The sequence below is a fragment of the Chryseobacterium aurantiacum genome (genome assembly GCF_003020585.1).
Lineage (GTDB): Bacteria > Bacteroidota > Bacteroidia > Flavobacteriales > Weeksellaceae > Chryseobacterium > Chryseobacterium aurantiacum.
This window is the reverse complement of sequence record NZ_PXUE01000005.1, coordinates 22,451-37,850: the sequence shown is the minus strand read 5'-3', so window position 1 is coordinate 37,850 and position 15,400 is coordinate 22,451. Positions and strand designations below refer to the sequence as shown.

At 35.3% G+C, this 15,400-nt stretch carries 14 protein-coding genes; 5 read left to right on the top strand and 9 right to left on the bottom strand.

Features of this window, described 5'->3' with window-relative positions; genetic code table 11:
- Nucleotides 1-94: 94 nt before the first annotated feature.
- The 7 genes from C7D53_RS16295 to C7D53_RS16265 form a co-directional block, all read right to left on the bottom strand.
- On the bottom strand, nt 95-1,213 hold the full coding sequence (locus C7D53_RS16295; protein WP_106917485.1) for an FAD-dependent monooxygenase: 1,119 nt from the start codon (nt 1,211-1,213) through the stop codon (nt 95-97).
- Between the two features lie 37 nt (nt 1,214-1,250).
- Nucleotides 1,251-1,751, bottom strand: a complete 501-nt coding sequence (locus tag C7D53_RS16290; protein WP_106917484.1) for a GNAT family N-acetyltransferase — start codon at nt 1,749-1,751, stop codon at nt 1,251-1,253.
- Nucleotides 1,752-1,761: 10 nt separating this feature from the next.
- A complete protein-coding gene (locus C7D53_RS16285; RefSeq protein WP_106917483.1) occupies nt 1,762-2,355 on the bottom strand; it encodes a hypothetical protein in 594 nt (197 codons plus the stop codon).
- Nucleotides 2,356-2,371: 16 nt separating this feature from the next.
- On the bottom strand, nt 2,372-3,166 hold the full coding sequence (locus tag C7D53_RS16280; protein ID WP_106917482.1) for an alpha-ketoglutarate-dependent dioxygenase AlkB: 795 nt from the start codon (nt 3,164-3,166) through the stop codon (nt 2,372-2,374).
- A gap of 18 nt (nt 3,167-3,184) precedes the next feature.
- Nucleotides 3,185-4,417: a hypothetical protein gene (locus C7D53_RS16275; RefSeq protein ID WP_106917481.1), complete on the bottom strand. Its 1,233-nt coding sequence runs from the start codon at nt 4,415-4,417 to the stop codon at nt 3,185-3,187.
- A gap of 178 nt (nt 4,418-4,595) precedes the next feature.
- On the bottom strand, nt 4,596-5,462 hold the full coding sequence (locus C7D53_RS16270) for a sigma-70 family RNA polymerase sigma factor (protein ID WP_002979276.1): 867 nt from the start codon (nt 5,460-5,462) through the stop codon (nt 4,596-4,598).
- A gap of 269 nt (nt 5,463-5,731) precedes the next feature.
- Entirely contained in the window at nt 5,732-6,523 is a 792-nt protein-coding gene (locus tag C7D53_RS16265) for a S1/P1 nuclease (RefSeq protein ID WP_106917480.1), read from the bottom strand.
- Nucleotides 6,524-7,004: 481 nt separating this feature from the next.
- Here C7D53_RS16265 and C7D53_RS16260 point away from each other — a divergent pair, with 481 nt between their 5' ends.
- The 3 genes from C7D53_RS16260 to C7D53_RS16250 are packed head-to-tail and all read left to right on the top strand — an operon-like array spanning nt 7,005 to nt 10,046.
- Nucleotides 7,005-7,922, top strand: a complete 918-nt coding sequence (locus tag C7D53_RS16260) for a type VI secretion system baseplate subunit TssG (RefSeq protein ID WP_228422389.1) — start codon at nt 7,005-7,007, stop codon at nt 7,920-7,922.
- Nucleotides 7,923-7,976: 54 nt separating this feature from the next.
- On the top strand, nt 7,977-8,879 hold the full coding sequence (locus C7D53_RS16255; protein ID WP_106917478.1) for a TssN family type VI secretion system protein: 903 nt from the start codon (nt 7,977-7,979) through the stop codon (nt 8,877-8,879).
- Between the two features lie 27 nt (nt 8,880-8,906).
- Entirely contained in the window at nt 8,907-10,046 is a 1,140-nt protein-coding gene (locus C7D53_RS16250; protein ID WP_106917477.1) for a hypothetical protein, read from the top strand.
- A 73-nt stretch (nt 10,047-10,119) separates the two neighbouring features.
- Here C7D53_RS16250 and blaIND read toward each other — a convergent pair whose 3' ends face one another.
- On the bottom strand, nt 10,120-10,839 hold the full coding sequence (gene blaIND / locus C7D53_RS16245; protein ID WP_106917476.1) for an IND family subclass B1 metallo-beta-lactamase: 720 nt from the start codon (nt 10,837-10,839) through the stop codon (nt 10,120-10,122).
- Between the two features lie 283 nt (nt 10,840-11,122).
- Between blaIND and C7D53_RS16240 the strand changes: the two genes are divergently transcribed.
- Nucleotides 11,123-13,552, top strand: a complete 2,430-nt coding sequence (locus C7D53_RS16240) for a TonB-dependent receptor (RefSeq protein ID WP_106917675.1) — start codon at nt 11,123-11,125, stop codon at nt 13,550-13,552.
- A 46-nt stretch (nt 13,553-13,598) separates the two neighbouring features.
- On the opposite strand, the gene C7D53_RS16235 is transcribed toward C7D53_RS16240, so the two are convergent.
- Nucleotides 13,599-14,252 (bottom strand): metal-dependent transcriptional regulator, encoded by a 654-nt coding sequence (locus tag C7D53_RS16235; RefSeq protein WP_106917475.1) that lies wholly within the window; start codon nt 14,250-14,252, stop codon nt 13,599-13,601.
- An 85-nt stretch (nt 14,253-14,337) separates the two neighbouring features.
- Between C7D53_RS16235 and C7D53_RS16230 the strand changes: the two genes are divergently transcribed.
- Complete coding sequence (locus C7D53_RS16230; protein ID WP_106917474.1) at nt 14,338-15,372, top strand: threonine aldolase family protein; 1,035 nt, start codon at nt 14,338-14,340, stop codon at nt 15,370-15,372.
- The last annotated feature ends 28 nt before the right edge of the window (nt 15,373-15,400 follow it).

Below are 15,400 nucleotides of genomic sequence, written 5' to 3'. Positions count from 1 at the left end.
CTTGGGGCAGTCTTTTTATATTGATGGATTTTTTATCTCTCTCAGATTATGTAGATTTTTGTAAATAATTACTACCAATCTCTGTACAGTAAAACTACATTTCCAATTCAATAATTTTCTTTGCCATTTTCTCATTAATGCTTTCCGGAATTAAGCCCATCAGAAAATTACGGAGTGAATTTCCCTTTTCCCACTGAGAAATTTTTCCAATCGTACGGCTTGTACTCACAATATAATCAACCTTTCTTCTTCTGATTTTTTGAAATTCCTCAAATACAGAATTGAAATCCTGATTATTCTCCAGTAACCTTCCAATAATATAAGCATCCTCAATGGCCTGGCAGGCACCTTGTCCCATATTAGGAGTGGTAGCATGGGCAGCATCACCAATCAGGCATAGGTTTTCAGAATACCATTTAGAAATAGGAGTAAGGTCGGAAATTTCATTACAGATGATATTTTCTTTTGCTGTAGCTTCAATAAGTTTCAAAACCAAAGAATGATACTCTTTAAAAATGTCTGTTAGTTCCAAATATCTGCCAAAGCTCCTCTCATTGATGCAGGCATACCAGTACACTTTTTTCTCCGAGATCTTTACAAAGCCAAAGCGTTTTCCTTTCCCCCACATTTCAAAGGCCTCATGATGATGTTTTTCAGGCAGCTCAAAGTCTACAAGCCCACGCCAGCATTTTTGTCCGGAACTTCGGATGGTTCCTGTTTTTAATATTTGATTTCTAATAGGAGACTTTATACCATCTGCACCAAAGACAATTGTACTTTCTACCCGGGTTCCATTATCAAAATCCAAGATATAGTTTTCTTTTTTTTCAATGGTCTTTAAAGAATGATTGAGCCGAATAGCCGCAGGATCTAAATTTTCTGCAAGAATTCTCTGTAGTTCAGCTCTGTGAATAGCTACATTGCAGGAATTATACTTTTTTTCCAGTTCAAGAATCTCCGTTTTTGAAAACGGTTTCATTGATTCGTTGGATAGGGTGATTCTATGGATTTTATTTCCTGCTTTCTCAATTTTTTCTTTTAAACCCAATTGATCAAAAACCTGCATCGCATTGACAGCCATCATAATTCCGGCTCCTACAGGCTTTATTGCAGGGGCTGATTCATAGATCGTAAAATCATATGGATGCTTCTTCAAGATATTTCCAAGAGTAAGACCGCCAATTCCGGCTCCTATGATTGAAATTGAATTCATCAGTATTGGTTTGTTTTATATAAAGCCTGTTGTAAATTTATAGGGTTAGCATATAGCTTTCGGATACTTTTTTAAAACCATATTTACAGAAAAAATGATGAGCTCCATGGTTATCAACACCACTTTCCAGCATAATAAAACTGACATTCCAGTTTTTGGATTCCTGGATTACTTCCTCCAAAAGTTTACTCCCAAGAGATTGACCTCTTACAGATTCATCTAAAAGCATATCTTCCAAAATAGCATACTTTTTAAAAGGACTGTTAATAACATTGAAAACAAGCATTCCTACAATCTCTCCGTTGTCATTTTCTGCAATTAATATATTCAATTTTGAAGCCTCACTGTAGTCATAGTCAGTCATAAGCTGCTCTGTGAATACTGCTCTGAGGTCAGGATTCCAATGATTAGAATCTAAAGCCCTTCCATACATAATTTCACTATGGGAGATATAGGAGTCTGTTTTATGGGCGATAAAAAAGTCGACCAGCTCTGTGACGCGTGTCTTATCTGTAAGCCATTTTGTAGTATATTTCATAAGAGGTTGTTTATTTTATATTCTTTAATTCTTCCATTAATTTATTTTGCCTTTTGATAAAGCTTTCCAGGCTGTCTGTTTTTAAAGGATGGGCATTTTGAAACTTTTCAATTTCTACAAGTGTTTTTCTGATTTTAAAGGCTGTATATAAATTATCTAACGTTTCATTATTTTTATTGATCTGAACAATAAGTACTTTTATATTTCCGGTTTTAAGATTGTATTTCTCAGCACTGGTTTTAACCGCTGTTTCAACCTGTTTCTTAATCAGTGAATCAGTAATAGACTTCATCTGATATTCTGCTTGCCGATAATAAGATTCAGATATACTGAGTACTTTGTTATAGTTCTGCAAAACCTTTTGAGTTTCCTGATCCGCTTTTTGTACTTTATCGTCAAGTGCTTTAAGGTTTTTATCATTCTTAATTATTTCAGAATAGATTTGATCAATCTGATTTTCATAACGGTCCGATTTTAATGAGCCGGAGATGGAAGATTTTGCATTGTCAACAGCATTTTCAACAATTGGAGCATTTTCAGCCCTATTTTCCTTACATGAAAGCAAGGATAAAGCCATTACAGAAGCTAAAAGTATTTTTTTCATTGTGATTATTTTAAAATTATAATTTGATGATAGGTTTTAAAAGGTCCGCATTACTGATGGTGTACAGTAAATTGGGGTAAATAAAGTCCAGAGATCTATTTTCCTGTCCTCTCAGTTGGAAGAATTCAGATTCCTGATCTTGATCTGCCAATGCAAATATCTCACCAGTAGAAAAACAAGGAAGACCATCTTTGAACTGAATATAGGTTTTTGAAGTTCTAAAAGTTATTCCCAACCACTTATTATTAGATTTTGCATTTGAATTTGATGATGAATTCAATATAATTTTGTGCTGGAATTTTTTATTGGTGTCCACAGAAAATAAAACCACCGAATTATGATGGAGAATAACCTCTGCCACTTCATGGGTAACCTTGTCTTTAATAACAAGTTTCCTTAAATGAAACTCCTCCAGTTTATCAGGTTTTTCATAGCATGAAAAAAGTGCGATAAAAGAATTGCTGTCCAAATCCAGAGCCTGATCCGAATGATAATTCATTTTGGAATAGGTAGAATCATACACTTCAATTAAAGCATTGTTGAATTTCTGTACTGGTACATCCCTGTGACTCTCTTGCAAGGTATCATTAATCTTATCAACAAGCTCATGATGAATACTTAAAAAGGCATTAGCTGGAATCGCATATCGGGTGGTGGTTCTCACAATCGGAATAAGTAGCCCATTTGTATTGACAAGATGGTTGCCAAGCCTGCCTTTTCCGGTAGATTCAAATTCAGCAGAATTAAATAATGGATCGAAAAGATTTTCTTCCAAGGGAAGATTGATGATATAAAATTCAGGGAAACTCATTTTTCTTTATTTATATATTTAAAAAATAGGTTTTTCATAATCACCGGTGTTCATACTGAAATGAATTTTCCCATATTCCATCATCTTTTCAGAGATGTTTTCTTCATAGTAAGAACTGCGCAATTCTTCCTGAAGTTCAGGAGTCATTTTTTCAAGTTTAATATAGTTGTCGTTTTCTTTAATATAAGTCTGATCATCTGTATGCATGGCTTCCAGATTAGAACAACGCACTACATACCCCATTCTTATAGGAATTTGATCAACACCTAAAACAGAAGGCTTGATTTCATGGGTATAGAACCTGTTGGTAGAAAGTGGAATTATAAAAGCTGAATTTGGGTATAAAGTAACACTGAATTCCTTTTCCAGTGCATCATCCTCTACATTTTTCTTTAGCTTGAAGTGCAATCTTGTCAGGGCGCTTGTTTGCTTATAACACCAATCGAACCTGTCGGTAGTTGATGGTTTCAGCTGCTCATTGTTAGAATCATCGTAAAAAGTACAAAACGCAATAAGTCCTTCCTTAGGCATGTCTTTGGTTTTATCCGAATGGGCCTTGATTTTAGCTTTTACTTCCTTTTCAGAATCAACAGTTTTCTTTTTATTCTCATAGATCTGTACCAGAGCGTGATTAAGCTCTGTTTTTCTTTCGAAACTTTCCTGCACACACTTATTTAATGTGTTGATAATTTTTGTATCCATACTGCGGAAATTATCTGTAGGCCCTGTTAAATTACTGGAGCATCTCAGAAGGTTATAATGAAAGGCTTCTTTTCCGTCTGCGGCAGTTTCTTTAGTAACTTTGCTGAGGTAAATTCCCTTTCTTAGGGCCTTGCTTTCCTTATTGGATTCTGTAAGTTCCTGAAAATCATGTTCAGATTTTATTTTATCAAAATTGCGTTCATCCACAAACAGTTTCCTGTAGTAAACACCGGCATTGCTGATAACTACTGGAACTTCTCCCAGTGTTACTGTTTTTGATTTTTCCGGGTTGTAATTTTGATCATTAACCGAAAGCTCTTCTATAATGTTAAGAAAGAAAGTGGTCTCTGTAAGTAGGCTGAGGTCTCCACATACGTATATTTTTTTATTGCTAAAGTCAATCTCTGTATCAGAAAGGGTATTGATCACCAATCCGCAGAAATTCTCGATGAGGTATTGAATCTCAGAATTGATAGTATTATCGTTTTGTAAAATGACAAGAACGTTTTTATCTTTAGAAATTTTGTTTTCAAATGGTAGAGTAGTCATGTTTAATCTTTTCGAATTAAATGGTGTAATGGTATTAGTTGAAGGTATTTTAAAAATTGTTACAAATGCTTATCAATAGAATGCAAATCAAAATCTTTGAATAAAATATCCATAGATACAAAAATAAAAAAAACGGAGCCTGAAAACAGACTCCGCCTATAAATAGTTTGCGCTAAAATTATTTACCTAGGTAAGATTTAAGGATCTTACTTCTGGTATTGTGTTTTAGTCTCTTAATTGCTTTTTCTTTGATCTGACGAACTCTCTCTCTTGTAAGATCGAAAGTCTCACCAATTTCTTCTAAAGTCATTGGGTGTTTTCCGTTCAGTCCGAAGTATAATCTTACCAGGTCAGCCTCTCTTGGAGTTAAAGTATTCAATGCTCTTTCAATTTCTATTTGTAGAGATTCAAGCATTAAGTCTTTATCAGGACTTGGTGATTCTCCTGAACGCAATACATCATAAAGGTTAGAATCTTCCCCTTCTACTAAAGGAGCATCCATAGACAGGTGTCTTCCGGAGTTTTTCATAGATTCTTTAATGTCCTCCTCACTCATGTCAAGAACTTCAGCCAATTCTTCCGGAGAAGGTGGTCTTTCATTTTCCTGCTCAAGGTGAGCGTATGCTTTATTAATTTTATTGATGGAACCAATTTTGTTCAACGGAAGTCTTACAATTCTGGATTGCTCAGCTAACGCCTGTAAAATTGATTGACGGATCCACCATACTGCATAAGAGATAAATTTGAAACCTCTAGTTTCATCGTACCTTTTTGCCGCCTTCATTAATCCTAGGTTACCTTCATTGATCAAATCGGGTAGGGAAAGACCTTGATTTTGGTATTGCTTGGATACAGAAACCACGAAACGAAGGTTGGCCTTGATTAATTTCTCTAGTGCGGCTCTGTCGCCAGCACGTATTCTTTGTGCCAATTCTACTTCCTCGTCCGCAGTAATTAGTTCCACTTTACCAATTTCCTGCAAATACTTGTCTAATGAAGCAGTTTCCCTGTTGGTAACCTGCTTAGTGATTTTTAATTGTCTCATTTATTTTATCCTCAAAAAAAGAGTTACTATAATATATACGTTTGGCAAAGTGAAAAGGTTACACTTGTTTTGATTTTTTTTGTAAAAAGTAGTAGTATAGGAAAAATCAAGAGGTAAGAATTTAAAGGTTCATTTAATTAGAAGTTGGGTAAGAACATTATTTTTAAAGCTTAAACATTGAAATAGTGCAGGAACTTTAAATTAAAAAAAAAACGAAACCGAAGTTCCGTTTTATAATTATAAGTAATATTTTAAACTGTAGTCAGTAATTAAAACAATTCATTCAATACTTTCGCCAGTCTTAATCCTCCGTACAATAGCTGTCTCTCCATTGTTTCGTTGAATTTATACTGGTAGTCGTAGGACAATTTTGAATCGTTTGGAGTCTGTGCATAGATTTTATTGGCAATTTTGTGCGAATCATACAACCAGTCTTCCAGGGTTCCGGATTGAATTTGTGCTACTTCTTCTTTAGATTTGATATCCAAAAGCTTGGAATATTCGGTATAGCTGTATTTTTGAGAATCAACTAATTTTCCGTCCCAAACAGAGTGCAGGTTTGTTTTTTCTCCAAAGTAGGTAACATTGATCTTGTTTCCTCCCAAATCTTCAGCTCTTCCTACGTGTAGAGGTTGAGCAAGATCACCCATAATATGAATAAGGAAGATCAATGCAATTTTTCTGTCCTTTTCAGAAGTGTTTTTATCCTTAATTTGGCTGGATAATGTGTTTACCTGAGTATAAAGACTTGGACCTGCCTGCATCTTCAGGTTTTGATCAAAAGCCTTAAGGTCTGTTTGTGGATCAATGTTTACATAATGCCAAGATGAAGCCTGCTTCCATACGCCTGTAGTATCAGACTTGATGAAATCTGGCCAGTTGGCCCAATATGCCAAACGCTCTTTCCCCATTATTTGTTTGATCTCTCTTCTTGCTTTTCTCGAAAGGTGGTTTTCGGCGATGTCAGCAATGACTCTGTGACCTGTAAGTCCCCACGCGTAAGAATAAAGTGAAGAAGAAATGAATGCTAAAATCAGAATTTTAGAATAAATACTTTTCATTTTAAATAACAATTTTCAGTCTGCAAAGATACGGCCCGCTTTCCGAATGAGCGTTAATTATCCTGAATTTATTCCATAATAAAGTGTTAATAAAATTTAATCTCAATAAAATAGCAAATTGTACTAGGTTTGAAAGGAAGTTGACGAGGAAGATTATTTTTGTATAATGTATAATGTATAATGTATAATGTATAATGTATAATGGAGTGAAAGAATTGTATAGCAAATGATTTTACAAAATAGCGGAACAAAATTTTAAATAACTGGTTTTGAGCATTAAACTTTTACTTTTAAACAAGGATCAAATATGCTTTTTACCGTATTTTTACGGAATTTACTTTAAATTATTCCTTTTAATGTCAATAAATTAGTATTTTTAGAATAAAATTATTGGCAAAATATTTTTTCAAACTTACGAGATATATTATCTTTACAAGTCATAATCACAGGAAACACTATGCATGAGAATAATATTGTAGACATGAATTACAATAAGCTGCAGACAGACTTTAAGGCTGAAGCAGTGGCTGTTAACCTTTTAAAATATCACCGGACAGTAAGCAATATTTTTATTGAAAGGGTCGGTGTTAATGACCGTGCTTATCTAAAGGATATTAAAAGCATTTCGAGCAGTTATCTAGGCTTTGATGAGGAAGTATTCACGATAGAAAGCTATCGGGAGGGGATTTATGATTATCTTCCGGAGGGATTATTTCATCCGCCGTCACTTGGAGCCTCCAGAAAAAATGTAGATACCGTTGTAAGGGAAATTCGGAAACAGAAAAGAGTAGAAGATGATGCCCGCAAATTTTTCCGTCCTTTTGAGCTGGAAGTTTTTTTTACGGAGATCAGTTCTTTACTTAAAGAATCAGAGTTTGATATTTCTAGTCATACAGATTCCTTACTGGAAACCGTAAGTGAACTTTGGCCCCTGATTAATATGCTGGATAAGAAAAATGCCTATGTCTTTATGCATATTTTACCCTTTTTCCATCAGATCCGCGGAGATAAAAAATGGTTTGAAAGGTGTATGACTGCATTTCTACAAGTACCGGTGGAAGTAACCTTTTCTCCCAATATTATTGATGAGATAGAAAAAAATAATGATTCTATGCTGCTGGGGAATTCAAGGCTGGGTGTTACTTATATTCCGAGTGGAAGACATATGGACGGACAACGGAACTGGGTGGTTAATATTGGCCCAATTCCTTATGAGGAGATGAAGAAATATATTCCCGGAAGTCCATTCAGAAATGTTCTTCAGGCTCTATATGATTATTTTCTGCCGGTAACGGTGGATATTGAGGAAAATTTTGTCACAGAAAAGGAAGAATACTCATTCAGCCTTATGGATGATGAAAGAAATGCCAGCCGCCTTGGATACTCTACTTTCCTCTAAATTATTTTATTATATTTACAACTACCAACAAAGTATAAATTCGAAAAGAAAAAAATGGAAATTTCTTCAGTAAAAGGTATTTTTTTAAGGTATATCCTAATGCCTTTAATCGCAATTATAATGATGTTTATCCTGGGAATTATCAGGAGAAATAAACCTGCGATAAAAATTAAAGTCATTATTATATACGTTCTTCTGTGCAGCTTGTGCCTGGCTATTCCGGGTGTTTTTGGATTTGCCGGAAATCTTTTTAATCCTTATTGGTATCTCATTGCACAGGTGATTTATCTTATTTTTGGAATCATTCACGTGAACTTATTGCATAGATATTTTAAAAAGCATATCGAATCTCTGGCAATGAATATTCTATTTGAGTCTATACTTTCTTTAACGTGTATAGCATTGGGAGGATTTTTGTTCACCTTGTTATTTAACTGGATGAGCAAAGGAACGGGATATGCTGTAATGGCAGCCACCAGTATGCTGATCTTTTTGGTACCAATGGTATTTTACTACTGTTATATTCAGTTTATCAGCATTCCTTTTGATATCTATAAGACATGGAGATATTCTCCGGAGCAGAAACTTCCTGATTTTGATGGGGTTGACTTTGATAGGTTAATGGTATTAAATGTTGAATTGAGTAAAAACCTTGAAGATTCAAACCGATTCAGAATTAAAGCAAAAACACTTCCTACAGGGATTACTTTTGGAGACTGGTTTTATAGAGTAGTGGATGATTATAACCACAAAAATCCGGGATCTATTATTCACCTTTCAGATGAGATAAGAGAGCCTTATTACTGGATCTTTTATACTAAAAAATCGTTTTTCAGCTTTAGAAAATATATAGATTTCGACCAGGACATTAATACAAACAGCATTTCTGAAAATGAAGTGGTTATTTGTAAGAGAGTTATTCAGCATGAAGAGGAGGGAGTCACAAGAAAATCATAAACACAAAAAAATTAAAAAGTATTAAGCATGATACAACCTATTAAACATTTTGCAATCAATTGGGTGGATGGGATGAAAGTTTCCCAGAGACACCTTAATGATCAGGATAATTTCTTAATTGATACCATCAGAGATTCCAATTCACTTGGGATTACTACATATAACTATGGGCTTCTGCCTATTTCTACAGAGTTTACAGACCGTACTATTTTTGATGTTCATAATACTGCAACCAATGATGTGCAGCTGGTGATCAAAAGATGCAGCGCTGTAACTATGGCAGGATATCGTATAGAATTGATCGATAGAAGAATCAGTGTGAAATCATTGGCAAAGTCCATGAACGAGGAGCAGGTAGACGGGGAATATTATATTCTGATTTCTGTAAATCCTTTTGACAAAGTTCCGTTTGGAGATATTGACCCGGAAGAAATTCCGCCACGCCACCCTAATGCACAGCCTAACCATCATATTGAGCTACTTCCTGTAACTTCCCTGAACAGCAGTTATTCTGGAGGGAATTATCTGATAATCGGGAAAGTAGATCTAAAAGCAAATATTGCACAGGTAGATTCCAATTTTATTCCGCCGTGTACTTCTATTCAGAGCCATCCTGCTTTGGTAGATTATTATGGAAGCTTTGCAAAATCCATCGGAAATCTACAGCAGTATGCTTTTAAAATCATTCAAAAAGCGTCTCACAAAAATCAAAATACAGCATTGGCGCAGAACGTTAAGTTTTTGTGTAGTACGATGGTGAACAACTTTGGGGATATGTATTTCCAATTCAGAAACATTACCCCTTGGCAGCCACCTGTATTTTTAATTGAATCGTTTGCAAGACTGGCGCTTCATTTATACAACTCAACCCAGCTTCTGGTTCCAGCTGAATTAGAAGAAATGTTGAACTACAGTTTAGAATGGAGTGAAATTGCCCCACATACCTTACTGAACCAGCTTTCTATTGTGGCAGAGACTAATTATGACCACCACAATTGTGGTGAACCATTACTTTACATCCAGCAGATGTTGAGAAGCTTAGAAACTATTTTTGCTAAACTAAGTGAACTGGATTATATCGGTCAGAGAAAAGAAAATATTATTGTTAATGAGCAGGAGGTTTCTAGCAATTCTAATCCTAAGAGAGGTTGGAGTGTACTGGATTAATACCATCTGTTACTAAAATATAAATCCCGAATTTTCATTCGGGATTTTTTATTGTAAAAAAATATAAGCAAATTTATTTTTTGTTCAGCAGATCAAGAGTATGCTCTACATGTCCGCCTCCTTTCCATTCATCATGTCCCGGAATGACCAGAGTTGCCTGGGCATATTTAGACTTTAGTTTAGCCATAGTTTGTGGCCATTGTGCAACATTGGCCTCTCCTGTATATCCAAGATCAACCGCCGCTTTACTTTTTACCAGACATCCGCCATCTAATATCTTATACTTTGGGAACCAAACTACTACATTATCAGCAGTATGCCCTTCACCAAGGAAGTCTACTGTAAATTCTTCTCCACCAATGTGGTAAGGTTTTCCTGTTTTTATAATTTCTGTAGAGGTAGCTTTTCCGTCTTTCTTTAGTAATTCATTGGTTTTTGCCGTTGCATAGGTTTTAATTCCTTTATTGTTATAAAAGCTTAAATCTCCGGCTCTGTCTTCGTGTGAATGAGTAGCAAATACCGCAATTACAGGAAGGTTATGTCGTTGTTGAATTGTATCAAGAAGGCTTTGGTATTGTGTTTTCTGCCATGGAACATCAAATAAAACAACTCCTTTTTTAGTTACCAGATAAACAGCATTGGTAGAATATTCCTTACCTCCGAATACTCCGAAAGTTTTGTAAATATAAAAGTTGGGCTGAATGGGAGGTTCAATCACAAAATCTCTTACCTGAGCATTTGCAAGCGGGCTCAGCAACATAGAAGCAATTAAAAATGGAATGCTTTTTTTCATAATTTTTTTAAGTAATAATTAAGTTTTGTAGTTGTTGGAATGATAAAGTCTGTAGAAAGTTTTGCAAACCTAGTTAAAAATAAATCTTCATATATTTTAGGATGGAGAGTTTAACCCTTTTTTAACAATTATACTATCATTGCTTTTCAGAAAAACAAGTGGAAAAATAATTTAAAATTAAATATCGCAACATAGTTGCGATAGTGTTTTTTTTATTACTTTTGATTTTTATTAATAACCATTTTTTAATGTTTAACAGACTTTAATAAAAATCTTAATGTTTATGAAATTCAGATTGATGCTGTCCGTTTTTGCGATCTCCATTGTTTCGATGGTCAAAGCTCAGGAGACAGAAGTGACGGGGAAAATACTTTTTGAAAATGGAGGCAGTTCGGCTGCTGAAGTAATACTGAAAGACATTTCAGCAAAAACTACGGTTGATAAAAATGGTGATTATGTGATTAAAAATCTGGTTCCTGGAAATTACCAGCTTTTGGTGAAAGCTAAAGGATATGAAGAATTTGAACAGGAAATCCATGTAGGAAGAAAAAATACACAGCTTCCCAATATTATACTCATCCGTAATAGTAATAGCATCGATGAAATAGCAATAACAGGAGTTTCAAGGGAGACTTTAATTAAAGAAACACCAGTTGCAATCCTCAGTATATCTTCCAAACAGCTTGAAAGGGCAGTAGCTACCAATATCATCAGTTCATTGGTGAAATCTGCTCCGGGGTTAAGCGTTGTAGAAACCGGACCTAATATTTCCAAGCCATTTATTCGGGGATTGGGTTATAATAGGGTATTGACTCTTTACGACGGTATTCGTCAGGAGGGCCAGCAATGGGGAGATGAGCATGGTATAGAAGTCGCTCCCTATATTGTGGAACGGGCAGAGGTCATAAAAGGGCCAGCCAGTTTAATGTATGGTTCTGATGCTTTGGCGGGGGTAGTGAGCCTTTTTCCTTATTTACCAACTCAGAATGATGGCATAGTACATGGAAAAATAACCAGTGAATATCAAGGAAATAATAATCTGATCGGAAATGGGATGCAGTTGGGCTACAAAAAAAATTCTCTTATAGCTTCCTTGAATGCTTCTTACAGAATGGCAAAAAACTACAGAAATGCTATAGACGGCAGAGTTTATAATACCAATTTTGAAGAAAAAAACTTCTCTTTTCTCTTAGGGCGCAAAACAAATACCGGTTTTTCAAAAATTAATTTTACACTTTATGATAACCTTCAGGGAATACCAGATGGAAGCCGGGATCCAAATACCGGAAAATTTACATACCAGATAGGAGAGGGAGATGAGGATGATGCAGAAAAAAGACCTGTTGTTTCAGAAAAAAACCTCAATTCTTACACCCTTTCTCCTTTACATCAGAGAATTCAACATTATAGATTGTATATTCAACACAATCAGCAGATTGGGAAAGGTGATCTGGATGTTCAGCTGGCTTTACAACAAAATATCCGTAGAGAGTATAATCATCCCACTGCTCCCTCGCAACCCGGAATGTATGTACGTCTTAATACTTTAAACTATGGAATACGCTATAATTTCCCTAAATTTTCAGCAATTGAAATTTCTGCGGGTATTAATGGAATGGTTCAGAATAATAAAAATAAATCGGCTACAGATTTTCCCATTCCCGATTATGATTTAAGTGAGGGAGGTATCTATACTTATATCAAATGGAAATATAAAAGATTCAATATAAGTGGTGGTGCCCGTTATGATATTCGAAAATTAGGTTGGGGAAATTTCTACATACAAACCAATCCGGTAACCCAATTTGAAGAGCATGTTGCTCAGGCATCTTCCAATACCAGACTTGGATTTGCATCTTACGACAAGACGTTCGGAGGGCTTTCAGCCAGTATTGGATCTGCCTTTCAATTGACGAAACAGATCAGCCTTAAGGCTAATATTGGAAGAAGCTACAGAGCACCAAACATTACAGAGATTGGTTCTAACGGACTGGATCCCGGAGCTCATATTATTTATAAAGGAAACAGAAATTTCAATCCTGAGTTCTCATTACAGGAAGATTTGGGAGTGAGTACAAGATTCAAGGATTTCTCTGCGGATGTAAGTTGGTTTAACAATAATATTCAGAATTATATTTATCTCTCGTTACTTGTGGATGGGCAGGGAAAGCCTGTTGTAGATGCACAGGGAAATAAAACCTATCAGTATCAGCAGTCTTCAGCTCAGCTTTATGGAATGGAAGCTTGGGTATCGTTGCATCCTGAAAAATGGAAAGGATTTAATTTTGAAACCAGCCTATCTGTTATCTATGGATTCAACCGTGATAAGATATTCAAAAATAAAGAGACTCAGGGAGAATACCTTCCATTGATTTCTCCATTAAAATTATCTGGAAACCTATCGCAGAAAATATCTCTTCAATCAAAATTGATCTCATCAGTTACTCCCACAGCAGAAGTAGAGTTTTCAGCAGCACAGAACAGATATATGGGATTGGATAATACGGAAACTGCAACACCCGATTATACCTTATTTAATGTAGGAACCTCTGTTGCCATTCACTACTCTGAAAACCATTCTGCAATCTTGCAATTTCAGGTAAATAATGTATTGGATCGAGCCTATCAGTCCCACCTTAGCAGGTTAAAATACTTAGGAAATATGTATAATATGGGAAGAAATATATCTTTAAAGCTTATTGTTCCTTTTTAATCAATAAACAAAAGGTGGCCGTATTATAAGGCCACCTTTTGTTTATTTATTTTTTTACCAATATCTTTTCCGTTGCCTTTTTACTTAGAATTTCAGTCTTACCATCAATTTCGATAGTCATTGACTTGTCAAAACTTTCAATCTTGGTAATTATTACCTTGGTATTAAGAAGAAGCTTCCTGTCATTCAGGTAAGTAAGGAAAGCGTCGTCAGAGAGCGTAACTGAAGCAAAAACAACTGTTTCTCCAACTTTACAGCTGCTTAATTTCTGAAGATCCTGAGCGATGATGTTACCATCTTTATCGGGGATAGGTTCTCCATGAGGATCAAATTTAGGATGATCAAGAATCTCATCCATTTTATCAAAGAAAATTTGAGAGTGTACATGCTCCAGTTGTTCGGCAATTTCGTGCACATTTTCCCAGCCAAAATTCATTTTTTTGACCAGAAACATTTCTGTAAGTCTGTGCTTGCGAACTACAAGGGCGGCTTCCCGTCTTCCGTTTTCTGTTACAATCAGGGGTTTGTAGGTCTCATAAATGACCCACTTTTTCTCAGCAAATTTCTTCATCATATTATTAACGCTCGGCATTTTTACATTTAAAAATTTGCTGAGTTCATTAATGGTCACCTTTCCTTCATTGTCAACTAAATGAAACAAAGCTTTCAGGTAATTCTCTTCTGTTAGGGTTGTTCTCAAAATGTTAGATGATTTTCAATACAAAACTAACAAAATAATATGGAAAGATCACTCTTGTTATTTTAACTTTTTTTAATTTTACAAGATGAAATTTTCATTCAAAAACGATTATTCTGAGGGATGTCACCCCAATATTTTGCAAGCTCTTTTACAATATAATCTTGACCAGCAGGCCGGTTATGGTGAGGACGAATATTCTTTGAAAGCAAAAGAATTAATTAAGGAAAAAATAAATAAGAAAGATTCAGAGGTTTACTTTGTTTCCGGAGGAACACAGGCGAATTTAATAGTGATTTCATCTGTTTTAAAACCTTATCAATGTGCAGTTTCTGCCTCTACAGGACATATTTTAAATAATGAGACCGGTGCCATTGAAGCTACCGGACACAAAATATTAAGTATTGAAACTGAAGACGGAAAACTAAGACCATCCGATATTATTCCAGTTTTGGAAAACCATAGAAATGTTCCTCATCAAGTAATGCCAAAGCTTGTTTATATATCAAATTCTACGGAATTGGGTACTATTTATCAGGCAAAAGAACTGGAAGAACTTTCTGAATTTTGCAGACAAAATCGCCTCTACTTATTTATGGACGGAGCGAGACTAGGACATGGGTTAACTTCAGAAATCAGTGATCTAACCCTGGAGAAAGTTGCTGAGCTTACAGACGTATTTTACCTTGGAGGAACCAAGAACGGAGCGTTGATAGGAGAAGCTATTGTGATTAATAATCCTGTACTTCAAGAGGATTTTGCATTTAATATCAAACAGAAAGGAGCGTTATTGGCCAAAGGAAGACTGCTGGGAATTCAGTTTCTGGAACTCATGAAGGATGATCTGTATTTTGAATTGGCCAAGCATGCCAATCAACAAGCTATGAAAATAAAACAGGCATTGCAGGAAAAAGGAGTAGAATTTCTTTCGGATACCTATACCAATCAGATTTTCCCGATTGTAAGTAATGGCCTGATCCAGGTTTTATCTGAAAACTTTGAATTTTATGTATGGAAGAAAATAAATGAGGAGTTTTCTGCGATTCGCCTTATCACATCCTGGAGTACGGGTGATGATGCTGTAAATCAATTTATTGAAATAATAAAAAGAGAATTACCATAAAATGTAAAACCAGCCCTCATGAGGGCTG